This is a genomic window from Neisseria sicca (genome assembly GCF_014054945.1).
Taxonomy (GTDB): Bacteria; Pseudomonadota; Gammaproteobacteria; order Burkholderiales; family Neisseriaceae; genus Neisseria; species Neisseria sicca.
In genome coordinates, this window is record NZ_CP059566.1 from 2576140 (window position 1) to 2599432 (window position 23293).

General features: G+C 51.6%; 20 protein-coding genes, 2 tRNA genes and 1 pseudogene. 12 read left to right on the top strand and 11 right to left on the bottom strand.

The window, feature by feature from the left end; all coding sequences use genetic code 11:
* Positions 1-1226 precede the first annotated feature (1226 nt).
* The 8 genes and pseudogenes from H3L95_RS12260 to rpsT form a co-directional block, all read right to left on the bottom strand.
* Positions 1227-2702, bottom strand: coding sequence for a surface lipoprotein assembly modifier (locus H3L95_RS12260; RefSeq protein WP_003761565.1), 1476 nt, complete (start codon positions 2700-2702; stop codon positions 1227-1229).
* A gap of 277 nt (positions 2703-2979) precedes the next feature.
* Positions 2980-3042: pseudogene (locus H3L95_RS14275) on the bottom strand (transposase); the annotation flags it as partial.
* Positions 3043-3116: 74 nt separating this feature from the next.
* Positions 3117-4490 carry a Slam-dependent surface lipoprotein gene (locus H3L95_RS12265; RefSeq protein WP_128887959.1) on the bottom strand — a complete coding sequence of 458 codons (1374 nt, stop codon included), beginning with the start codon at positions 4488-4490 and terminating at the stop codon, positions 3117-3119.
* Between the two features lie 500 nt (positions 4491-4990).
* Positions 4991-6799 carry an aspartate--tRNA ligase gene (gene aspS / locus H3L95_RS12270; RefSeq protein WP_003761555.1) on the bottom strand — a complete coding sequence of 603 codons (1809 nt, stop codon included), beginning with the start codon at positions 6797-6799 and terminating at the stop codon, positions 4991-4993.
* Between the two features lie 63 nt (positions 6800-6862).
* Complete coding sequence (locus tag H3L95_RS12275; RefSeq protein WP_003761553.1) at positions 6863-7321, bottom strand: Ivy family c-type lysozyme inhibitor; 459 nt, start codon at positions 7319-7321, stop codon at positions 6863-6865.
* A 183-nt stretch (positions 7322-7504) separates the two neighbouring features.
* Positions 7505-8185, bottom strand: a complete 681-nt coding sequence (locus H3L95_RS12280; RefSeq protein ID WP_040669107.1) for a DUF502 domain-containing protein — start codon at positions 8183-8185, stop codon at positions 7505-7507.
* 158 nt (positions 8186-8343) lie between these two features.
* Positions 8344-9564, bottom strand: a complete 1221-nt coding sequence (locus H3L95_RS12285; protein WP_003761547.1) for a phospholipase A — start codon at positions 9562-9564, stop codon at positions 8344-8346.
* A gap of 240 nt (positions 9565-9804) precedes the next feature.
* On the bottom strand, positions 9805-10068 hold the full coding sequence (rpsT, locus tag H3L95_RS12290; protein WP_002212556.1) for a 30S ribosomal protein S20: 264 nt from the start codon (positions 10066-10068) through the stop codon (positions 9805-9807).
* Positions 10069-10371: 303 nt separating this feature from the next.
* Between rpsT and H3L95_RS12295 the strand changes: the two genes are divergently transcribed.
* Positions 10372-11514, top strand: a complete 1143-nt coding sequence (locus H3L95_RS12295) for an extracellular solute-binding protein (protein ID WP_003761539.1) — start codon at positions 10372-10374, stop codon at positions 11512-11514.
* A gap of 258 nt (positions 11515-11772) precedes the next feature.
* Here the strand turns inward: H3L95_RS12295 and H3L95_RS12300 are convergent.
* The 3 genes from H3L95_RS12300 to H3L95_RS12310 form a co-directional block, all read right to left on the bottom strand.
* Positions 11773-11847: transfer RNA gene (locus H3L95_RS12300), tRNA-Glu, on the bottom strand.
* Between the two features lie 13 nt (positions 11848-11860).
* A tRNA-Arg gene (locus H3L95_RS12305) sits at positions 11861-11937 on the bottom strand.
* A 131-nt stretch (positions 11938-12068) separates the two neighbouring features.
* Positions 12069-13421 carry a deoxyguanosinetriphosphate triphosphohydrolase gene (locus H3L95_RS12310; protein WP_003761537.1) on the bottom strand — a complete coding sequence of 451 codons (1353 nt, stop codon included), beginning with the start codon at positions 13419-13421 and terminating at the stop codon, positions 12069-12071.
* Positions 13422-13604: 183 nt separating this feature from the next.
* Between H3L95_RS12310 and rsmA the strand changes: the two genes are divergently transcribed.
* The 11 genes from rsmA to greB all read left to right on the top strand — a co-directional run bounded on the left by rsmA (position 13605) and on the right by greB (position 23000).
* Entirely contained in the window at positions 13605-14384 is a 780-nt protein-coding gene (gene rsmA, locus H3L95_RS12315; protein WP_003761535.1) for a 16S rRNA (adenine(1518)-N(6)/adenine(1519)-N(6))-dimethyltransferase RsmA, read from the top strand.
* Positions 14385-14400: 16 nt separating this feature from the next.
* The gene (locus tag H3L95_RS12320; protein WP_070498712.1) at positions 14401-15072 is read left to right on the top strand and encodes a sel1 repeat family protein; all 672 of its coding nucleotides are present in this window, start codon (positions 14401-14403) and stop codon (positions 15070-15072) included.
* A 2-nt stretch (positions 15073-15074) separates the two neighbouring features.
* Complete coding sequence (locus tag H3L95_RS12325) at positions 15075-15803, top strand: amino acid ABC transporter ATP-binding protein (RefSeq protein WP_003740819.1); 729 nt, start codon at positions 15075-15077, stop codon at positions 15801-15803.
* 95 nt (positions 15804-15898) lie between these two features.
* Complete coding sequence (locus tag H3L95_RS12330; protein ID WP_003761530.1) at positions 15899-16390, top strand: MepB family protein; 492 nt, start codon at positions 15899-15901, stop codon at positions 16388-16390.
* Positions 16377-16736: a hypothetical protein gene (locus H3L95_RS12335; protein WP_003761526.1), complete on the top strand. Its 360-nt coding sequence runs from the start codon at positions 16377-16379 to the stop codon at positions 16734-16736. The genes H3L95_RS12330 and H3L95_RS12335 overlap by 14 nt, the downstream gene beginning before the upstream one ends.
* A 4-nt stretch (positions 16737-16740) precedes the next feature.
* Entirely contained in the window at positions 16741-17175 is a 435-nt protein-coding gene (locus H3L95_RS12340; RefSeq protein WP_003761524.1) for a protein YgfX, read from the top strand.
* A 133-nt stretch (positions 17176-17308) separates the two neighbouring features.
* A complete protein-coding gene (folC, locus tag H3L95_RS12345) occupies positions 17309-18583 on the top strand; it encodes a bifunctional tetrahydrofolate synthase/dihydrofolate synthase (protein ID WP_070865786.1) in 1275 nt (424 codons plus the stop codon).
* A gap of 12 nt (positions 18584-18595) precedes the next feature.
* Positions 18596-19828, top strand: coding sequence for an SPOR domain-containing protein (locus H3L95_RS12350; RefSeq protein ID WP_003761517.1), 1233 nt, complete (start codon positions 18596-18598; stop codon positions 19826-19828).
* Positions 19821-20327 (top strand): CvpA family protein, encoded by a 507-nt coding sequence (locus tag H3L95_RS12355; RefSeq protein ID WP_003761516.1) that lies wholly within the window; start codon positions 19821-19823, stop codon positions 20325-20327. Before H3L95_RS12350 ends, H3L95_RS12355 begins: the two co-directional genes overlap by 8 nt.
* Positions 20328-20672: 345 nt before the next feature.
* The gene (purF, locus tag H3L95_RS12360; protein ID WP_040669082.1) at positions 20673-22217 is read left to right on the top strand and encodes an amidophosphoribosyltransferase; all 1545 of its coding nucleotides are present in this window, start codon (positions 20673-20675) and stop codon (positions 22215-22217) included.
* Positions 22218-22508: 291 nt separating this feature from the next.
* The gene (gene greB, locus H3L95_RS12370; protein ID WP_003761510.1) at positions 22509-23000 is read left to right on the top strand and encodes a transcription elongation factor GreB; all 492 of its coding nucleotides are present in this window, start codon (positions 22509-22511) and stop codon (positions 22998-23000) included.
* The last annotated feature ends 293 nt before the right edge of the window (positions 23001-23293 follow it).

Below are 23293 nucleotides of genomic sequence, written 5' to 3' on the forward strand. Positions count from 1 at the left end.
CTGTTCCTTCCCCCGTCCGGCGGGGGAAGGCTAGGATGGGGGTGGCTTTGTGGATTGGGAAAAATCAAATTCGTGCAGCCCATAGAGCCACCCTCTCCCCACCCCCTCTCCCGCCGGACGGGAGAGGGGGTGGGTTGCAGCAGATGTGGAAAAGCATGGGAGGAGATAGTGGCAGGTGGGGTGTTTGCTGTTATTTGAACTCATTAAATGAGGTCGTCTGAAACCTCATAAATCGTAATTTTCAGACGACCTCTTTGCCGTATCAGCAACTTTGTCCCTTCCCCCGTCTGGCGGGGGAAGGCTAGGATGGGGGTGGCTTTGCGGCTTGGGAAAAATCAAATTCGTGCAGCACATAGAGCCACCCTCTCCCCAACCCTCTCCCGCCGACGGGAGAGGGGGCAGGTTGCAGGGTGTGGCATAAATTTTTGTCTGACTACTGCCATTCTCACATTCATGAGGACAGGTTGCGACAGGAATCTAATTTTCAGCAACAGAAATCTCGCAACAAAAATCTTAAGAACCATCCGAACAAACCTAATCCCACCAATGGATTCCCGCCTACGCGGGAATGACGACGGCGGGGTGTTTGGCGTGGTCTGATGATGTACGAGGTCGTCTGAAATTCATAAATCCCAGTTTTCAGACGACCTCTTTGCCGTATCAGCAATCCTGTCCCTTCCCCCGTCTGGCGGGGGAAGGTTAGGATGGGGGCGGTTTTGTGTTTCTGAGGAGAAAATAAATTCGTGCAGCTCATAAAGCCACCCTCTCCCCAGCCCTCTCCCGCCGGACGGGAGAGGGGGCAGGTTGCGGTAGATGTGGAAAAGTATGGAAGGGGATAGTGGCGGGTGTGAGAGGTTTGCTGTTATTTGAATCCATTAAACAAGGTCGTCTGAAATTCATAAATCCCAGTTTTCAGACGACCTCTTTGCCGTATCAGCAATCCTATCCCTTCCCCCGTCCGGCGGGGGAAGGCTAGGATGGGGGTGGCTTTTTTGTTTGGGAAAAATCAAATTCGTGTGGTCCATAGAGCCACCCTCTCCCCAACCCTCTCCCGCCGGGCAGGAGAGGGGGTAGGTTACGGCAGATTTGGAAAGGTATAGAAGGGGATAGCGGTGGGTGTGAGATGTTTGCTGTTATTTGAACTCATTAAACGAGGTCGTCTGAAATTCATAAATCCTTATTTTCAGACGACCTTTCTATTTTCCTATCCATCCTAATAAAACGCTTCAAAACTGTTTTTTCACGCCCAGCATGATTTCGTTTTGGCGGTAGCGGTAGAACACGGAATTGCTTTTGACGGTGGTGTGTTTGAAGCGCAGTTCGGGGTAGAAGCCGCCGATGTGCCATTGTCTGAAGCCTGCGGCGGCGAGCCAGACGGTTTGGCGGTCGCTGCGTCTTTGTCCGTCTGCGGCGATGCCTGCGCGGTCGTAGAGGTTGCGCCGTTTCATGACGAGGGCGTTGAGGTAGGTGCCGTTGTCAAACAGGGTGTATAAGCCTGTGCGGAGGGTGTATTCGCGGTGGTCGGATGTGCCGCCGTTGTATGTGCGGCGGGTGTAGTCGGAGCCTGCGAACACGCCGGTTTTCGGGGTCAGGGCGTATTCTGCGCCTAAGCCTGTGCGGTATTCGGTGTAGTCGGCGGCGTAGGTTTTCGCGGTGCCGCTGTGGCGGTAGCGTTTGCCCGACCAGTCGGCGTTGACCTGCCATTTGGGGTTGATGGTATGCGTCCACGAGGTTTCGGCGCCGTAGGCGTTGTAGTAGGTGTGGCGGTTGCGCCGTTCGTGTTCGTAAACGGGCATCATCGAGAGGCGGCTTTGTGCGTCGGCGTATTCGTAACCGGCGGACAGTGTGCCTGTTTGGCTGCCGTAGTCGGACAGGGCGGTGTCTGTGTCTTTGCGGCGGTAGTGCGTGCCGTAGGCGAGGAGGTTGGTTTTGAGGCTGTGGTGTCCTTTGACGGGGGTGATTTTGCCTGCGCTCAGGCTGTAATTCCATACGGGGGAACGGATGGGGTCGGGCAGGTTTTGGTAGGCGAGGCATTGGCCGTCAAGCGGCAGGATGCAGCGGACGGAGCCGTCGGATTGGTTGATGTTGCTGTTGTAGCCGTAAGCGATGCCGATTTGTCCGTGCCAGCGGCTGCGTTTGTCGATTTCGCCGAGGTATTGTCCGATCAGGGCGCGGGTTTCTTCGGGAATATCGGCGGCTTGGGCGCGGGCGAATGCGCTTCGGGCTTCGCGGTTTTGATTGTCTTCGGTATAAAGGCGCGCGGTTTCGAGCAGGATGCGCGGGTTGGCGGGGTCGAGTGCTTCTGCCGATTGCAGGTTTCGCAAGGCTTCGGCGAGGCGTCCTTCGGCGCGTTGTTTTAAACCGAGCACCAATTTGGGCAGGGCGGGATTGTGGTCGGGCAGGGCGGCGTAGCGCGTGGCGAAGCGTTCAGCCTTTTTCCATTGGCGTTCGTTAATGGCATGATAAATCGCGCTTTCCAGCTCTTCGGTATTGTTGCCTACGGTGTAAATCTGACCGCCGATGCGGATGTATGCGTCGTCGTTTTCGATGTCGCCTGCGGGTGTGCCGCCGTCCAGCCAGTCGCTTTCCCGATATTGCTGCTGCACGCGCCCGTTTTCTTCGGACAGGCGGCGCAGGTCGTCGCTGTCTGCGTGGGCGGACAGGGGCAGTAGGGCGAGCAGGAGGAGGCAGGATTTGTTCATTCGTTTTCTTTCGGGCTGGTGTGTGGTGGGTAAATTTCGGACGAGCCGGGTTTGTGGCGAAGCGGAGCGGTCGTCTGAAAAGATGCGATTTTGAATATCGCTTTGTTTTTTAGTCTGTTTCCGTTTTCAGACGACCCTTGAGGTAAGGAGAAGCACAAAAGGTCGTCTGAAAACGGAAGCTGCTATAGTGGATTAACTTTAAACCAGTACGGCGTTGCCTCGCCTTAGCTCAAAGAGAACGATTCTCTAAGGTGCTGAAGCACCAAGTGAATCGGTTCCGTACTATCTGTACTGTCTGCGGCTTCGTCGCCTTGTCCTGATTTAAAGTTAATCCACTATACTATTCGTCTGCAGCTTGCCATAAAACGGGGAAAGCACGGTAATCCGCGCCTTCCCCGTTGTTCTATCGACGGTTTATTGTTTTATACCGCCGAAGGAGATGTCGTCGGCGCGGCTTTCCGTACCACGGGTCGCAATACCCGCCAATGCGGCGGCATTTTGACCGTAGAACTGACCTTTGATGCCTTCGCGGTTGCGGGCGGCATCAGAGGCGAAAGTACCGTTGCGGTTGTCGATTTTCACGCCGGCAAAGTCCAGAGTGTCGGTATGGCGCGCCAGTTTGCCAGTCATGCTGCCGCTGTCGCCCGAACCGAAATAGGCTTTGACGGTACCGGTATAGATATCGCGTTCGCCGGCTTTATGACCGTTGACACCGACTACGTTGTAAGTCGCGGTTGCCAAGCCTTTGGTGCTGCCGGTCGGGTTTTTGCCATAGAACCAGGCAGGATGCGCGTTGCCTTTGACATGCGCAGTAGCGGCGGCTTCTGAAGCAGGCGCCCATTCGCCGAAGAATACATTGCCCGAAGCGGTCGGGATTTTGCCGACGGTCAGCAAGCCTTTTCCTTTGCCGTCTTCAGTATTCAGGCTGAACAGCTCGATCTGATTGATGCGGCGTTCGCGAATGACGCGCTCGCCCTTGCCTTCGATTCTGTCGATAACAAACAGGATTTCTTTGTTTTTCAGGTTGTCGGCATCAGCAACGCGGACGGAATTTTTGACTGTATATTGAGGTTTTGCCACTGCGTTGTTTGGATTGTAGGCAGGAGGTGCATCGGCTGTGGTCATGACGCCGACAGGTGTTGTCGAAGTACGTTTACCATAAATTGGCTCAGAGTAAGGGAAGTTACCATTGTTGACGACAGGTTTAGACGGAGGAGGTGCAATCGGTTTGCTGATAGGGCGGGCAGGAGGTTGGGAGGCTGTGCTCATCACACCGCTGTCCGGTATCGAAACATTGCCGTCGATTGGCATGGAGTAAGGGAAATCTTGGTTAGCCAATGGCGCACGTTGTGGAGGAGGCGCAGTCGGTTTGACCGGACGTGCAGGAGGCAGGGTTGCGCCCGCCAGCGTCATTACGTTGTCGTGTGCTTTCAAATAAGGTTTGCCGTCATTGGCTGCGTTGGGGTTGATTGGCATGGAGTAAGGGAAATCTTGGTTAGCCAATGGCGCACGTTGTGGGGGCGGCGCAGTCGGTTTGACCGGGCGTGCAGGAGGCAGGGTAGCGCCTGCCAGCGTCATTACGTCGTCGTGTGCTTTCAAATAAGGTTTGCCATCGCGCGCTGCGTTAGGATTAATCGGCATGGAATAGGGGAAATTGTGATTGTCCAAAGTGCTGCGTGCGGGAGCAGAGGTGGGGCGGGAAGCGTCATATGCAAACGCAGAATGCGCTGTGATAACCGCCGTCGCTGCAAAACAGGTTTTTAGAATAGAGGAAGTTATTTTTTTCATAGCAATACTCTTGTCGATAATTAATCAGGATATTGTCTGTATGCGTGCAACAATAAACTGCTTGATGAAACAAGCTGATACATACAGGGGAGGCGAGGATAGCATGACAAGGGGGAAATGTAAAAAATTACTGTGGGATTATGAATATAAACTGATATTACTCAATTAGATTAAATTTAATAGGGCGATTTACCCATGACTTGATGAGTGTCGGAGGATTAAAATAGAAAATACCCGCTTACTGACATTCATTATAGTGGATTAAATTTAAATTAGGACAAGGCGACGAAGCCGCAGACAGTACAGATAGTACGGAACCGATTCACTTGGTGCTTCAGCACCTTAGAAAATCGTTCTCTTTGAGCTAAGGCGGGGCAACGCCGTACTGGTTTAAAGTTAATCCACTATACATCCGTGATGAAAAAGGTCGTCTGAAACCCGTGTAATTAGGTTTCAGACGACCTTTTGACTGTCAGGTGTTGCCCACCTGCTTTTAAAAATTACGCTTCTTTATTTTCGGTCGCTTTTTGACGCAGGCGTAGGCTCAATTCGCGCAGCTGTTTGTCGTCCACCGCATTCGGCGCGTTGGTCAGCAGACATTGGGCGCGTTGGGTTTTCGGGAAGGCAATCACGTCGCGGATGGACTCGGCGCCGGTCATCAACGTAACCAGACGGTCGAGGCCGAATGCCAAGCCGCCGTGCGGAGGTGCGCCGAATTTCAGGTTGTCTAAGAGGAAGCCGAATTTTTCCTGTTGCTCTTCGGGGCTGATTTTCAGCGCGGCGAACACTTTTTCCTGCACGTCGGCACGGTGGATACGGATAGAACCGCCGCCGATTTCCCAGCCGTTCAACACCATATCGTAGGCGCGGGCCAAGCAGTTTTCAGGATCGGACGCCATCAGGTCTTCATGACCTAGTTTGGGCGAGGTGAACGGATGGTGCATGGCTGCCCAGCGGTCGCCGTCTTCGTCGTATTCGAACATCGGGAAATCGACAACCCACAAAGGTTTCCATTCGTCCACGAAGTAGCCGTTTTCCGCGCCGTGTTCCAAACCGACTTTGATACGCAGCGCGCCGATGGCTTCGTTAACGACTTTGGCTTTGTCTGCGCCGAAGAAGATAATGTCGCCGTTTTGCGCGCCGGTACGTGCAATGATTTCTTTCAGGGCGTTTTCAGACAGGAATTTCACGATTGGAGATTGCAGGCCGCTGTCTTCGCCGTTGGAAAGGTTGCTGACATCGTTCACTTTGATGTACGCCAAACCTTTCGCGCCGTAGATGCCGACAAATTTGGTGTATTCGTCAATTTCTTTGCGGCTGAATTTCGCGCCGTTCGGTACGCGCAGGGCAACCACGCGGCCGCCTTTCATGTCGGCTGCGCCACGGAAGACTTTGAATTCTTCCGTTTTCATCAGGTCGGTCAGTTCGGTGAATTTCAGGTTGATACGCATATCGGGTTTGTCGGAGCCGTAGTAGAACATGGCTTCGGCGTAAGGCATACGCGGGAAATCGCCCAAGTCCACGCCCAGCGCGTCTTGGAAGACTTGTTTTGCCATGCCTTCGGTGATGTCCATGATTTCATCCTCGTTCAAGAACGAGGTTTCCAAGTCGATTTGCGTGAATTCGGGCTGGCGGTCGGCACGCAGGTCTTCGTCGCGGAAGCACTTGGTGATTTGGTAGTAACGGTCGAAACCTGCCACCATCAACAGTTGTTTGAACAATTGCGGCGATTGCGGCAGCGCGAAAAACTCGCCCGGATGAACGCGGCTCGGCACGAGGTAGTCGCGCGCGCCTTCGGGAGTGGAGCGGGTCAGCATCGGGGTTTCGATGTCGATGAAGCCTTGCGCATCCAAATAACGGCGAACACCCATAGCGACTTGATAACGCAGGCGCAGGTTGCGCTGCATCACCGGACGGCGCAGGTCGATAACGCGGTTGGTCAGGCGCACGTTTTCGCTGATGTTTTCGTCGTCGATTTGGAACGGCGGCGTAGCGGCGGTGTTCAACACTTCGATTTCTTTGGCCAGGATTTCGATTTTGCCGGAAATCATTTTGTCGTTGGTCGTGCCTTCGGGACGGTTGCGCACGCGGCCGGTAATGCTCAAAACGTATTCGTTGCGGGCGGAATCGGCAGTGGCAAACGCTTCGGGCGTATCGGGGTCAATCACGACTTGGACGATGCCTTCGCGGTCGCGCAGGTCGATAAAAATCACACCGCCGTGGTCGCGCCGGCGGTGTACCCAGCCTTTGACGGTTACGGTTTGGTCTAAGTATTGCTCGCTGATCAGGCCGCAATAGTTGGTACGCATAAAATCACCTTTTTATATTGTTCAATTTGAAAAGAAGGAAAAGGTCGTCTGAAAAAAGACACCTTAATTGTTTTGTTCTTTACGCCATTCTGCCTTCAGAAAATTTAATTCTGCTTCCGTGGGCTTACCGTAAATGTAGATTTGATCCGGATTGTCTGCAGAAAAGGAGTCATCATTTTTATAAACAACATGATAAGCAGCGATATGTTGCTTGTCAGTCAGAATATACATGTTGTTGCCTCCGCAGTTATGCGGTTGGCACATGGTGGTGTAGTAGTAGGTCTTGCCGCCGATTTTCACACTTTCCAGCGGCGGCATCGGACCTGCCATTTTACGCACCCAATTGTGCATGGGGGCTTTGGGTGCATGTTTGCCGACTTGTTCGTGCCAAAGCTTTTTGAAAGCGGGTTGTTTGTGCCAATCAAATAGAAATACCTCTTCGCCTTTACTGTTGGTTACAGGTGCGGAGACGGCTAGATTGGGCAGAAACAAGGCAAGCAGTAAAGCAGATAAATATTTCATGTTTATATTTTGAGGTTGAATAAACTTTCAGGCTGTTGGTTTATGCGTTCAGCTCGTCTGAAAATTTCAGTCATCACGATTTTCCCAACGCCAAAGTACAACAGCTAAAAACAATAATGACAATGCAAATAGCCATGAATCAAGGCCAAAACGACCATGTGTCATGTGTTTACCATCTCTAGTTTATTTTTCTAAACATCGTATTTCGGTTTGGGCTTTGAGCGGCAAGTCATCCGGCATCACCATGCCCAACGAAATCACATATTTCAATGCTTCGTCCACGCTCATATCGAGTTCGCGCACGTCGCTTTTTTTCACCATGATGTAATAGCCACCAGTCGGGTTGGGCGTGGTCGGCACATAGACGGAAAGATAGTCGTCATCGTGCGGCAGGCTGCCTTTGAGTTTGTCGGGAATATGCCCTGATACAAAGGCAATCGTCCAAATATTGGGTTGCGGGAATGGAACCAGCACGGGCGTTCTGAACGAGCGGCTGCTGTCGGAGAGCAGGGACTCGGATACTTTTTTAACGCTGGAATAGATGGATTTGACGACGGGGATCCGTCCCAACAGGCTGTCCCATGCGGCGAGGATTTGACGCCCCAAAACGTTGGCGGCGAACACGCCGGTCAGAAATAAGACGACGATGGCGGCAATAATGCCCAGGCCGGGAATATTGAATCCCCAGAAATATTGTGGCTGCCATTGCTCGGGCAGCAGGCTGATCAGCCGGTCGGCGGCTGATATGATATAGCTGACCGCCCAAATGGTTACGGCTATCGGCAGCCACACCAGCATGCCTGTAATCAGATATTTTTTTAATGCCTTGGCAACTTTTCCGCCTTCGGCCGTTTGTTCTGTCATCTTCTGTGTCATTCCGACAAATATCGCCCAAACGTTGCATTATACGCGTTTGGGCGATAGGAAACGAGTGTTTTTAATATGGGAAGGGTGTTTGTTTTGCTTTCAGACGACCTGTGTGCAACATGATGCCAAAGGTCGTCTGAAAACGGGGTTGAGCATCAAATTCCGTCCCAGTCGTTGAACATCAGACCGATGCCGATGCCGTTTTGTTTGTGGTTGTAATCAATCAGGCTTTCGCCGTAGCCGTGAAAGCCGCGCACGACGCCTTTGAGTTTGCCTTTAATCGGGAAGGTATAGGCGGCTTCAACCGCGCCGTGTCCGGTTTTGGGATTGTAGCGCAGCAGGGACGAAATATTTTGTTTGTCGTTCAGACGGTATTGCAGCTTCAAATCGCCATAACCCATATAGTCGGTAATGTCGGGATTGTCGTTGTTTTCACCGGTCTGATCAAAGGCGCGCATCCACACGCGCGGGATGACGGTCAGTTTGCCCCATTCCATCCCCGCCAATGCGTAAACGCGGTTCCATGAGCGGGATTCGGGTCGGCTTTGTCCGTTGGATTGGTGGACGAAACCTGCGCCGACCATCCGCAGTTTGCCGCCGAACGGCAAATCTGCCTTCACGGGCTGGGTCAGGAAGATTTCGGGTTCGTAATCGGTATTGCGGAACGGCGCGGATTTTCTGCCTTGGTTATAAATCTGCCAATCGGATTTTTGGGTGTAGCCGAACCACAAATCCGCGCGGGTTTTAAACAAATCTTCGGCAATTTTGCTTTTGAACGAAACTTGCAGTTTGGTTTCTATGTGTTTCTGTTCGCTGAATTTTTCCTGATTAGTTGTGCCGCGCGAAGGAGAATGGGGATGCAGGTTGGGCGAGCTGTTGTACCATGCGGGCATCAGGTACATGGGATTGTGCTCGCGCACACTCAATAAGCCGCGCGAGTCGTTTTTGTCCAAATCGTACATCAGACTCAGTGGCGTGTAGGCATCGGCTGTGGTGCGGAGATTGTCTTCCGAAAGGGTGGATTGCTCTTTATTTTCGTCAAACACAATTGTCGCCGCTTTTTTCTCACGGCTGGTGCTGATGGTTTTGGGTAAATCGACCGGTGCTTTGGCGGTTTCTTCGCGAATGACGGGCAGCGGGGCTTGCGGCGGCAGTTGAGCCGAGTAAATGCTGTCGTAACACGCCAAACGGGTGGCATTGTCTTGAATGGAGGTGCATTGCAAAGCCGTGTCGGCGTAGGCAGCAGGGGCGGCTGCGCCGCCGGCAAGGATAAGCATCAAGGCGCGCCGACATTTGGATAATGACGGTTTTTTGTTCTTTAGGACATCGCTTTGCGCCAAATTGTGTTTCAACATCTTGTTCATCATTTCATTCATAGGATTGCCGATTAGGTGTTTTCAGACGACCTTTTGCCTGAAAATCGGGATTAATCGTTTGAAAAACAGATTAAACCGCATTTTACCGCCTTGAGCAGGTGTTACAGCAGGTCGTCTGAAAAGTTTACATCAACTTGCACCACATACGGCAATGCCCCTGAAAGGTTAAGACCTCAGGGGCATCGTTATCTGCTTGCCCGTCCCGACGTGATCAAACACCAAGACGATAGGCGAAAAAGATTAAGCCAATGCTTTTACTTTGGCAGACAGACGGCTCTTATGGCGGGCTGCTTTGTTTTTGTGGAATACGCCTTTGTCAGCGATACGGTCGATGACTTTGACGGACTCTTGGTAAACTGCTTGAGCAGCAGCTTTGTCGCCGGCTTCAACTGCTTTCAACACTTTTTTCACTGCGGTACGGAATGCAGTACGCAGGCTGGCGTTGTGGGCGCGTTGTTTAACTGATTGGCGGGCACGTTTGCGGGCTTGTGCGCTGTTTGCCATATTGAATATCTCCTGAAAAAATAAATTCTGTAAACACGCAATTTTAAAGACAGATTCCTCTATATGCAAGTATTTTCTCTGTTTGCGCGCGCAAATCGCCCGTATTTTGCCCAAAAACGACATCTTGTGCAACGCCGTTTTCCCGAGTCTGAGAAATCGTGCCTTATTCCAATAAAAATCAGTCAGATATTGCTTTGAGTTCTCACCTACTTCCATTACAATAGCCCCGCTTTGCGCCGGGGTAATGATGGGGTGCAGAGTGTTTATTTTCTGTTAACAATCTTTCATCAGGAATCTGCCCGTATGAAAAAATCCGTATTAGCCGTATTGGCGGCATTATCGCTGGCCGCTTGCGGCGGTGGCGAGAAAAAAACCGAGCAACCTCAAGCAGGCAGCACGCCTGCTGCCAATGCCGAAGCAGCCGCCACCGATACTTTGAACATCTACAACTGGTCGAACTACGTTGACGAGAGTACCGTTGAAGACTTCAAAAAAGCCAATAAGCTGAAGCTGACCTACGACCTTTACGAAAACAACGAAACCCTCGAAGCCAAAATGCTGACCGGTAAATCCGGCTATGACTTGGTCGTTCCCGGCATCGCCTTCCTGCCCCGTCAAATCGAAGCGGGTGCTTATCAAAAAATCAATAAAGACCTGATTCCCAATTACAAAAACATCGATCCCGAATTGTTGAAAATGCTGGAAACCGCCGACCCGGGCAACCAGTATGCCGTTCCTTATTTCTCCGGCGTCAACACTTTGGCAATTACGGCGAAGGGCAAAGAGCTTTTGGGCGGCAAGCTGCCTGAAAACGGTTGGGATTTGCTGTTCAAACCTGAATACACCAACAAGCTGAAATCATGCGGTATCGCTTTGTGGGATACGCCGAGCGAGATGTTCCCGATTTTACTGAACTACTTAGGTAAAGACCCCAAAGGCACAAATCCTGATGATTTGAAAGCGGCGGCGGAAGTGCTGAAAGCCATCCGTCCTGATGTAAAACGTTTCAGCCCGTCTATCATTGACGAACTGGCGCGCGGCGACATCTGTCTTGCAGCGGGTAACGGCGGCGACTTGAACTTGGCGAAAGCCCGTTCCGAAGAAGTGAAAAACAACGTCGGCATTGAAGTTTTGACGCCGAAGGGTATGGGCTTCTGGATTGAATCTTGGCTGATTCCCGCCGATGCGAAAAACATCGCCAATGCCCACAAATACATCAACTACACGCTTGATCCCGAAGTGGCTGCGAAAAACGGCATTGCCGTTACCTTTGCGCCCGCAAGCAAACCGGCACGCGAGAAAATGCCTGCCGAATTGGTTAACACCCGCTCCATCTTCCCGAATGCTCAGGATATGAAAGACGGTTTCGTTATGCCGCAAATGAGTTCGGATGCGAAGAAACTGTCGGTTAATCTGTGGCAGAAGATTAAAGTTGGTTCGAACTGATGGTTTGATGTTTTAAAGTGAAAGGTCGTCTGAAAGCCTTGAATTGGGGTTTTCAGACGACCTTTGCTTATGTTGGTTTCGTGGTGGGGCGGTTGTATAGTGGATTAACTTTAATGTGATGTTCTTTTGTTTTATTTTGCGGCGGTATTTGCTGTGATTTGTTTGTCTTGTATTGATTTTAAAGTGGGTTCACTTTGTTTGTGATGAATTGAGTGACAAAGAAAAAGCACAGTTTAATCAAACTGTGCTTTCGGAATTTGGCACGCCCACGGGGAATCGAACCCCGGTTACCGCCGTGAAAGGGCGATGTCCTAACCGCTAGACGATGGGCGCGGATAAGTTTTGTTGGCGCACCCGGAGCGATTCGAACGCCCGACCCTCTGGTTCGTAGCCAGATACTCTATCCAACTGAGCTACGGGTGCATTTTCATCACTTCGCGACTGCGTCGTGAATCAAGAAGACCGAATAATATACAAGCTGTCGGCGGCTGTCCAGTATTTTCTGGATAAAAATATTTATAATAAAATAACAATATGAAAATAAAGGATATTAATTATCGCAAAATGCCCAATCCCGATAAATCTTGAGCCATTTTTGCGGCGGCGTTGTCTGTCATACCGCCAACGAAATCTAAGATTTTCATGTAGGCGCGATACAGGCTGTCGGTTTCTTGGATGGGGTCGTGGTTTTTTAACAGATCAAGCGCGAGGGATTGGCGCACATCGACCTGTTTTTGCGCAATCATGACGTATGCGGCGGGAACCAATAAATCCAAAATGGAACCGAGACACGGGAAAGTGGCGATTTCGGTCATGAGTTTGGTGCGGTGGCGGAAAATGCGCGTGCGTGCAAGTTCTTTCGCTTTTTCCAAGGTGTTTTGAACCTGCGGGCTGCACAACGCCAACAGGTCTTTGCCTTTGAAGTTGCCGTTTAGCAGGTCGGATTGGTGCATCATGAAGGTTTGGGCGACGTCTTCTATCGCTTTACCGATGGCGATGCCGCGCAACATGGCGCAACGCTGGCGGCTGGATTGCGCGTGCCAAGTGCTTTCTTCAAAAGTGAGTTCGGATAATACGCTTTCGATTTCGGCGTCGCTCAGCAAATCCAGTTCGACCGCGTCTTCCAAGTCTAAGAGGGCGTAGCAGATGTCGTCGGCTGCCTCCATCAGGTAGGAAAGGGGATGGCGCACCCAGCAGTCTTTGCCTGATTCAATCAGCCCCAATTCGTCGGCAACGCGACGGATAAAGGGTAATTCGGTTTGGTAAATATTGAATTTTTTTCTTCCGTTGGGGTGTTGCGTGGTCCAAGGGTATTTCAGCAGTGCGCCTATGGCGGCGGACGTCAGGCGCATGCCGCCTGCGTCGGGATACATTTCCAAACTTGCCGTGATGCGCAGGCTGTGGGCATTGCCTTCATAGGTCTGGATGTCGTTGCGTTCGGCGTCGTTTAATGTCTGTAAAAACGGCTGGTTTTTGGGATTGCGGAACCAGTCGCGCAATGCGTCTTCTCCGGTGTGTCCGAACGGCGGGTTGCCTAGGTCGTGCGCAAGGCAGGCGACTTGGACGACGGCGCCGATATCGCTCGGCGTATTGTTTTCCGGTAAAAAGCCGCCTGCCTGCAGCATCACGCCTACACGGTTGCCGATACTGCGCCCGACGCTGGCGACTTCGACGCTGTGTGTGAGGCGGTTGTGGGTCAGGTCGTGTTCGGCTAGAGGGTGAACTTGGGTTTTACGTCCCAATCTGCGGAATGCGCCGGAGAACACGACGCGGTCGTAGTCGATATGGAAGTCAGTGCGCAAAGCGTCGGCACCTTCTTGGGTGGAAGGCGTGACGGTCGGGATGATTTCGCCGTTTTTCGTGCGGAAACGTTGTGTGGAGAGTAGATTTTTCCAATTCATCTGCATGAAATTGCTCCTTGCGGGTTTTCAGACGAGCTGTGTAGGATGGACGGGATATTACTGCATTGCGGGACGGTTTGAAATCCCGATTGGCGTAGGGCGGCTGCTTGGATTGCGGGTCTGAACAGGACTTTGTTTTTCAGTTACAATACGCACTTATTATAATGATCGACAGTTTGAAGAGATGCGATGAAAGAACATAAGGCCCGGAAACGCTTCGGGCAGAATTTTTTGCAGGACACGCGGATTATTGCCGATATTGTCAACGCCGTGCGTCCGCAGGCGGATGATGTGGTGATTGAGATCGGGCCGGGCTTGGCGGCGATTACCGAGCCTTTGGCGAAAAAGCTGAACCGCCTGCACGTTATCGAAATCGACCGCGACATCGTACGTCGTCTGAAAACGCTGCCGTTTGCGGATAAGCTCGTGATTCATGAAGGCGATGTATTGCAGTTTGATTTCAACAGCATAGCGGGCAAAAAGAAAATCGTCGGCAACCTGCCGTACAACATTTCCACGCCGCTTTTGTTCAAGCTGGCGGAAGTGGCGGACGATGTCGTCGATATGCACTTTATGCTGCAAAAGGAAGTGGTCGAGCGCATGGTTGCCGCGCCGAAAAGCAACGACTACGGCCGCTTGGGCGTGATGCTGCAATATTTTTTCGATATGGAGCTGCTGATTGACGTGCCGCCCGAATCGTTCGACCCTGCGCCGAAAGTGGATTCGGCGGTGGTGCGCATGATTCCGGTGAAACACCGTATCGGCAAGGCGGACGATTTCGAGCATTTCGCCAAACTGGTGAAACTCGCCTTCCACCAACGCCGCAAAACCATACGCAACAATTTAAAAGAGCTTGCCGGCGACGAGGATTTACAGGCAGTCGGCATCAGCCCGCAAGACCGCGCCGAACACATCGCACCGGAGAAATATGTGGAACTGAGCAATTATCTCGTCCGTAAGGTCGTCTGAAAAATGGGGGGATGGAATGCTTAAAAAATATCTTTGGGGCGGGGTAGTCATATTCATTGCAGGTACGGTGTTTGCCTTAGGCGGTATCGGTGGGAAGAAAGGTGATTTGCTGAGTAAGGCAAAGGCTGGTGATGCAGATGCACAATATATGCTGGCAGAGCAGTTGGAAATGACCACTGACCCTGTGAATCTCAAGAAGAGTGAGTTTTACTATTGGCTCAAGAAAGCTGCAAAAAACGGCAATGGTCAGGCACAGGATTTACTCCATGATATTGATGCCGAATATGATAGAAAGGCTTTGGAAGACGAACTTGCACCTAACGGTTCGCAAAAATTGATGGATGAAGTCGCCAAGCTGGAAAGGCAGAAACGGAAAAATTATCCGTTAATCAAGGAAAAATTGTTTAAAGCGGGGACGTTGGGAAATTTTTCAGCTCTGGTGAAAACCGCATGGCTATTTGGAAATCAGGATGCTGCGCGGGAATATGGCGTGCCTTTCCATCCTTTGAAAGCCTGTATTTTGTCGGTATATACCAATAATCGTTATGGTGATCTGAATAAGGATGCAATGGATGTATTGTGCAGCGGTATTTACTATGAACACAATGCGAAAAAAATAGATGGCTATGTTAAACGTATCGAAGATAAACCAGCCAAAATCTGGTCAATTTTAGAGAATGTAAAATAAACATGATTAAATTCAAAAATGTACATAAACATTTCAAAGACCTGCACGTCATCAACGGCGTCAATCTGGAAGTGAAGCAGGGTGAAGTGGTGGTGGTTTGCGGACCTTCGGGCAGCGGCAAATCGACGCTCATCCGTACCGTCAACCAGCTTGAAAGCATTGAGAGCGGCGAGATTTGGGTGGATGGTATCAATGTTGCCGATCCGCAAACGGATTTGAACAAGGTGCGTGAGGAAGTGGGTTTTGTGTTTCAAGGCTTCAATCTGTATCCGCATCTGACCGTATTGGAAAACATCATCCTGTCGCCGATGAAGGTGAAAAAACAAAGCCGCGAACAGGCTGAGGAAAAGGCGATGGAGCTGTTGGAACGCGTGGGTTTGGCGCATAAAAAAGACGCTTTCCCCAGCCAGCTTTCCGGCGGTCAGCAGCAGCGCGTGGCGATTGCGCGCGGGTTAGCGATGGAGCCACGCGTGATGCTGTTTGACGAACCGACTTCCGCGCTCGACCCGGAAATGGTCGGCGAGGTATTGAAAGTGATGCAGGACTTGGCGGAAAGCGGCATGACCATGATGTGTGTTACGCATGAAATGGGCTTTGCGCGCGAAGTGGCCGACCGCATTATTTTCGTGGATAAAGGGCAGATTTTGGAAAACGAAACGCCTGAAGAGTTTTTTACCAATCCGAAACACGAACGCGCCAAACAGTTCTTGCAGCAAGTAATGACGCATTAACAGTTTGCCAAAAGGTCGTCTGAAAGACAGATTTGGGCTTTCAGACGACCTTTGGTGAATGCAACCGACATCTCTAAAGACAAGACAATAAAACAATGAAAATGACAGACATTCTTCATAGGTATTATGGTGACTTTGATCTGATAAAGGAAAAATGGAATGAAGACTATGAAAGCATTTTGATTAAGACAAAGTATGATCAAAAATATAAAAGATGTCGTTTGGCAAAGAAAACACCCAAAAAAGAAGGCTACTTTACAGTCTTTTGGAAAAAAGACCAAGAGAACAAAAATATCCCTTATACCGATGAGGACTTGGGCGATGAACTGATTATTGTCGTGATAGACGGCTGTCATTGCGGTTTATTTATAATTCCCAAAGAGGTGGCTATCAGTAAAAAAATTCTCTCTACAAAGGATTGTAAAGGAAAGATGTCCATGCGATTTTATCCACCCTGGTGCACAAATTTAAATAAAACAGCCCAGAAAACACAAAAATGGCAAATGGATTATTTTAGAATAGATATAGACGGTAAAGAGACTATCTCCGATTTTGCCGTAGCAAAGGAAAACCATGTATTTTGTTGACCGTACCGCCGTCGTGCTTAAGCCGACCGCCCGTTTTTTGGAATGGCTGAAATCCGCCGATGAAAATATGCCTGACCTGACCATCGAGCAAATCCGTGCCAACTGCTCCGTATTCCTCGTGCCGCAGTTTGACGAGCCGGAAGCCGTGATTGCCTATTTTGACGAACGCTACCAACAGATTTTCGAGGCGGAGTTGGCAGGCTGGGACATCGATAAAAGCAAGTGGCCGCAAGACATGAGCCTGAAGGCGTTTTGGGAATTTTTCGATACCGAAATCCACGATATGGTTTTGGACATGGAAGAAGCGGAATTGAGCATTACGCCCGTGTTCGACAATATGATGTAGGGCGATGCGCGCTTTTCAGACGACCTTGAAGCCGTCCCGTTCTTTAAAAGCCTTGCCCGTTTTGCTGCATTTGTCCGCAGTTGCCGTGTGCCTGATATGGTTTTACGGCTGGATGATGTGGTTCGGGCTGGCGGCGTTGGCGGGCAGTTTTGTTCACGCTTGGCGCGTGGTGAATTTGCGGACGGCGGGTGCGGTAAAGAAAATCGCCATCGACCGCCATGCGTGCGCTTCCGTATTTTGCGGAGACGGAGAAGGGCAGGGCGCGGTGTTGGACGGCGCGACGATGCTGACTCCTTACGCTTTGTTTTTGCAGTGGAACGCCGACGGCAAGACGATACGGCAATGCGTTACGCCCGATATGGCGGATAAGGAATCTTACCGTCGTCTGAAAGTTTGGGCGCGCTGGTGTCAGGCTCAGGATGCCGGGCATCCGCTTTAATTCGGTAAAGCGGTTTCCCGCCTTGTCCTTGTCAAATTAAACCCAATATAAAAACAGTCCACACAAGCAGCCGAAACCGCCCCATTATGCCGAAACGACGGTTTCAGACGACCTTTTGAAAAACGAAACACACATGAAAACATTACAAGACTGGCTCTCGCATTTGGAAACCGCCCACAGCGGCGGCTTAATCGACATGGGTTTGGAACGCACGGGCGAAGTGAAAAAACGCATGAAGCTCGAGCCGCAATGCCCCGTCGTCGTTGTCGCGGGAACAAACGGGAAAGGTTCGGTCTGCGCCTACCTGACGCAGATTTACAAACAGGCAGGCTTCAAAGTCGGTACGCTGACCAGCCCGCATTTATTGCGTTACAACGAACGCATCGCCGTCAACGCCGAACCGGTTTCAGACGACCTCATCACCGCTTCCTTCGAGCGCATCGAAGCGGCGCGCGGCGAAATATCGCTGACTTATTTTGAATTCAATGCCTTGGCGGCGGTCGATATCTTCATACGCGAACAAGTCGATGTAATGATATTGGAAGTCGGCTTGGGCGGACGTTTGGACGCGGTCAATGTGTTCGACTGCGATTGCGCGGTGGTTACCAGCGTGGATTTGGACCATCAGGCGTTTTTGGGCGATACGGTCGAGCAGGTCGGCTTTGAAAAAGCAGGCGTGTTCCGCAGCGGCAAACCCGCAATCTGCGGGCAAAACCCCGCGCCCGAATCGTTGGTCGCACACGCCGAAGCCATAGGCGCGAAACTACTGATGGTGCAGCGCGATTTTGATTTCGCCTCATTGGAAAACATCCAATGGAACTACCGCTTCCATCCGCAGCATTCAGACGACCCTGCGCGCAACCGAAATTCCCTGCCGTTCCCCGCATTGCGCGGCGCATACCAGCTTTCCAACGCAGCCTGCGCGTTAACCGTGTTGGAATGTTTGAACGACAAATTGCCGGTGGACATCGGCGCCATCAAACGCGGATTGCTGCTGGTTGAAAACCCCGGACGCTTCCAAGTCCTGCCCGGCCGTCCGCTGACCGTTTTGGATGTCGGACACAACCCCCACGCCGCCCGCGCCTTACGCCGCAGCCTGATTAATTTGGCGTTTGCGCAAAAACGCACCGCCGTGTTCAGCATGCTGTCCGACAAAGACATAGACGGCGTGTTGGAAATCGTTAAAGACCAGTTTGACGAGTGGTATATCGCGCCTTTGGACGTGCCGCGCGGCATGACGGCGGAAGCCTTGCAGGCGAAACTGGAAGCACAAAATATCGAAAATATACAAACTTTTACCTCCGTTCGCGAGGCGTACCGCGCAGCTTTGGCTAAGGCGGGCGAAAATGATAGAATCGTTGTTTTCGGCTCATTTCATACCGTTGCCGACGTGATGGCGGCGTTGTAAAAGGAAATCTCCATGTCTGACAATAAGCAAAATGAAGTTTTGACCGGTTACGAACAGCTCAAACGCCGCAACCGCCGCCGCTTGGTTATGGCATCGGGGTTGGTGGCGGCATCGACCGTTTTATTGGGCGTCGCCCTGTCAACCGGACCGGAAAACAAGCCAGAAGAAAACGCCCAAACTACAACCATCCAACAAAACAACGCCAACGCAGAACCTGCCAACTTGGCGGATGCGACCGTGTTGGAGCCTTCTACCAAAGAAGATTTGGAAGCAGCGGCGGAAGCGGCTAAAAATGCCGATGCCGAAGTAGCGGACAAACCGCAGGAAACCGCCGCGCCGGAGCAAACTGCGCATGCGCAAGCCGAGCCGCAACCTGATGCGCCGCCAGCCGCGCCCGAAGATGTAGGCCCGCCTTTGGTGCTGATTAACGATACGCTGTCAGACAGCGACATCAAAGGTTTGGAAGAGTCTGAGAAAATCCAAAAAGCCGAAGCCGCCAAACGCGAAGCAGCCGAGCGCCGCGCGGAAGAGCGCCGCCGTAATCGTGAAGAGCAGCGTAAAGCGCAGCAGCTTCAAGCCCAGGAAGCAGCGGAACGCGAAGCCAATGCCGCAGCGCGTAAACGCGCCCTTCAAGCTGCCAAAGCCGAGAAGGCCGAGCGTGCCGCCGCAGCCGAACGCAACAAGCTGGCACAGTTGGAAAAAGCCGAGAAAGCCGTTGCCGAACGTAAGGCATTAAAAGCCAAAGAAGAAGCGGCGGCGAAACACAAAGCGGCAGCGGAAAAAGCCAAAGAAACCGTCACAGCATCCGCATCCGAACCTAAAGAAAGAATTCGGGTAGATGCTTCCAAATATGAAAAAATCGAAACAGCCGGCAAAAAAGCTTCCGCAGTAAGGGAAGCCGAAGCGAAAGTTGCCAAAGCCAAAGCCGAGCAGACGGCCAAGGCAGAGAAAACCGCTACCGCTACTGCCGAAAGGTCGTCTGAAAAGGCAAAAACCAAAACCGCCGAAGTCAAATCAGGTAAAAAAGCCGCCATTCAGGCAGGTTATGCTGAAAAAGAACGCGCCTTGAGCCTGCAACGCAAAATGAAAGCAGCAGGTATCGACTCAACCATTACCGAAGTGATGACGGATAAAGGCAAGGTTTACCGCGTCAAATCGGGCGCATACAAAAACGCCTACGATGCCGAACGCGACTTGAACAAACTGCGCGTACACGGCATTGCCGGACAGGTAACCAATGAATGATATTCCGTTAGCCGACATACTCGCCTTCGGCGTGATCGCGGCGTGTATCGTGATGTCGATGATACGCGGCGTCATTGCCGAAGCGGGTTCGCTGTTTGCGTGGGTGATTTCCTTTTTGTTGGCTAAAACGTTTGCCGTGCCGTTTTCGGAAGTGGCGTTTAAATCGATTCAACCGCGTGCCTTGGGCGTTGCCATTTCGTTTGTCGTGATTTTCTTTTTGGCGCGTTTTTTACAGCAGTTTTTACGCACCATACTGACCAACGCAGCATCATCGATGGGCTTGGGCAGCGTCAACAGAGTATTGGGCGGCGTGTTCGGCGCAGCCAAAGGCGTATTGTTGGTCACTTTAGCGGTCATGGTCTGCGCCCACACCGATTTGCCGGAAACGGAAGATTGGCAAAGCTCGTACAGCATTCCTTATTTCCAATCATTGTCTGAAGTCATCATGCCTTATCTGCCCGGTCAGAAGGACAAGGCGGAAGATAAGGCGGAATCGTAAATCTACCGGTTTCAGACGACCCCGATTGCATCGAAGGTCGTCTGAAACCGGTTTTTCATGAGTTAAAAGTTCGGCAGCTATATTTGCCGAACGCGCTGCTTATAGTCTGAATCTCCGATAGAGGCGTGGGCGGATTGATAATAAGGCGGTGAAATAGAAGCATTTATAGTGAAGTTGGATTTAATTTTCGATGCTTCGTGTTGTCGGACTGATTCATCAATCAGTCATGGTCCGAATCTGATTTCAAACTGAACGGGCGAATGATTGTCAACAATTTGGGCAACTTTGTCCGATTTATTCTATAATTCTGTTTTCCAAGTTAACCTCGAATTCGGAGAAGACGATATGTGCGGTGTATTAGGTTTGGTCAGCCATGAGCCGGTAAACCAGCTTCTGTACGACGGTTTGCAGATGTTGCAGCACAGGGGGCAGGATGCGGCGGGCATTGTGACGGCGGAAGGCAGCACGTTCCATATGCACAAAGGCAAAGGCATGGTGCGCGAAGTGTTCCGCACACGCAATATGCGCGATTTGATCGGCAACGCGGGCATCGCCCATGTCCGTTACCCTACGGCGGGCAATGCGGGCAGCAGCGCGGAGGCGCAGCCTTTCTACGTCAGCTCGCCTTTCGGCATCGTGTTGGCGCACAACGGCAACCTCACCAATACCGCCGAACTGTATGAAAACGTGTGCAACAAACACCTGCGCCACGTCAACACCAGCTCCGATTCCGAAGTCTTGCTCAACGTATTCGCGCACGAATTGCGCCGCGAAGTCTCTAAAAACGCCAATCCCCACCGGCTCAATATCGACAATATTTTCAACGCCGTTGCCGAAGTCCACCGCCTGGTGCGCGGCGCATACGGCGTGGTTGCCATGATTGCGGGCTACGGCATGCTCGCTTTCCGCGATCCTTACGGCATCCGCCCGCTGGTGTTGGGTTCGCAAACCGACGAGGCAGGCAGAAAATCCTATGCCGTCGCCTCCGAATCCGTTGCCTTCAATGCGCTTGCCTACGATTTGGAACGCGATATCCAACCGGGCGAAGCGGTATTCGTCGGCTTTGACGGCACACTGATTGCCCGTCAATGCAGCGACCGCGCCAAACTCAGCCCCTGCCTCTTCGAATACGTCTATTTTGCCCGTCCCGACTCCGTGATCGACGGCGTATCGGTTTACCAATCGCGTTTGGACATGGGTGTGTCCTTAGCGGAAAAAATCAAGCGCGAGCTGCCTGTGGACGACATCGACGTCGTGATGCCCATTCCCGACACCAGCCGCCCCAGCGCGATGGAACTTGCCGTCCACCTCAAAAAGCCTTACCGCGAAGGTTTGATTAAAAACCGCTATATCGGCCGCACCTTTATCATGCCCGGTCAGGCGACGCGCAAAAAATCCGTGCGCCAGAAACTCAGCCCGATGGAAACCGAGTTTGAAGGCAAAAGCGTATTGCTGGTGGACGACTCCATCGTGCGCGGGACGACCAGCCGCGAAATCGTCGAAATGGTACGCGCAGCGGGCGCGCGCAAAGTCTATATCGCCTCCGCCGCTCCCGAAGTACGCTATCCCAATGTGTACGGCATCGACATGCCCACGCGCGAAGAATTGATTGCTAACGGGCGCAGCGCAGCGGAAATTGCCGCCGAAATCGGCGCGGACGGCATCGTTTTCCAAAATTTGAGCGATTTGGAAGCCGTTGTCAAAGCACTCAATCCGAAAATCGAATCCTTCGATTCTTCCTGTTTCAACGGCATCTATCAAACCGGCGACATCGACCAAGCCTACCTCGACCGCCTGTCCGCCGAGAAATCCGGCTGCGGAGGCTTGAAAGTCCACCCGAGCAGGATGGAACACAGCATCAGCATCAGCGATACGGGTGACGAAGAATAAAACCGGTTTGAACGATTAAAGCAAAAGGTCGTCTGAAACGGGGTCATGTTTCAGACGACCTTTGTATAGTGGATTAAATTTGAATCAGGACAAGGCGACGAAGCCGCAGACAGTACAGATAGTACGGCAAGGCGAGGCAACGCCGTACTGGTTTAAAGTTAATCCACTATAGTACGGAACCGATTCACTTGGTGCTTCAGCACCTTAGAGAATCGTTCTCTTTGAGCTAAGGCGAGGCAACACCGTACTGGTTTAAAGTTAATCCACTATATTATTTTTAACGGCAAGATTATGAGTACCGAAACCAAAAACTACATCACGCCCGTCGGTTGGCAGGCGTTGAAAGACGAGCTGTATCAACTGGTCAATAAAGAGCGTCCCGAAATCGTCCAAATCGTCAACTGGGCGGCAAGCAACGGCGACCGCAGCGAAAACGGCGACTATCTTTACGGCAAACGCCGTATGCGCGAAATCGACCACCGCATCCGTTTCCTGACCAAGCGTTTGGAAGCCGCCGTTGTCGTCAATCCCGAATTGCGCGAAGCGACCGACCAAGTGTTTTTCGGCGCAACCGTCGGATTGTTACGCGGCGACGGGCGTGAACAAACCGTCAAAATCGTCGGCGTCGATGAAATCGATACCGCGCAAAACAAAATTTCTTGGATTTCCCCGTTGGCGCGTTGTTTGATTAAAGCGAGGGAAGGGGACGAAGTCGTCTTGAATACGCCGGAAGGGCGCGAAGAGATTGAAATTTTGTCGGTAGAATACATACGGATTGATTGAGCGGCAGTTGCACTATGCCGTATTTGTTGTGATGAAAAGGTCGTCTGAAAACATCAGGGTTTTCAGACGACCTTTTGTTTGAAGCCGCCGCTTCGCAAACTGACCTGTCCGCTGGATGTAATAATCTTTCTTTTGAGCCAAAGCAAGGCGGCGCGACCGCATTTTAGGTTTAATACACTATTGTTTTTTATCCGATAAGACCGTAAACCGGCATCCCCCGACACTGCCCTACCGCGACAGTTTTGCCGTCTTTCAAAAGCGGCGCTCCCACCTCAATCCACTTTAAGGAAAAT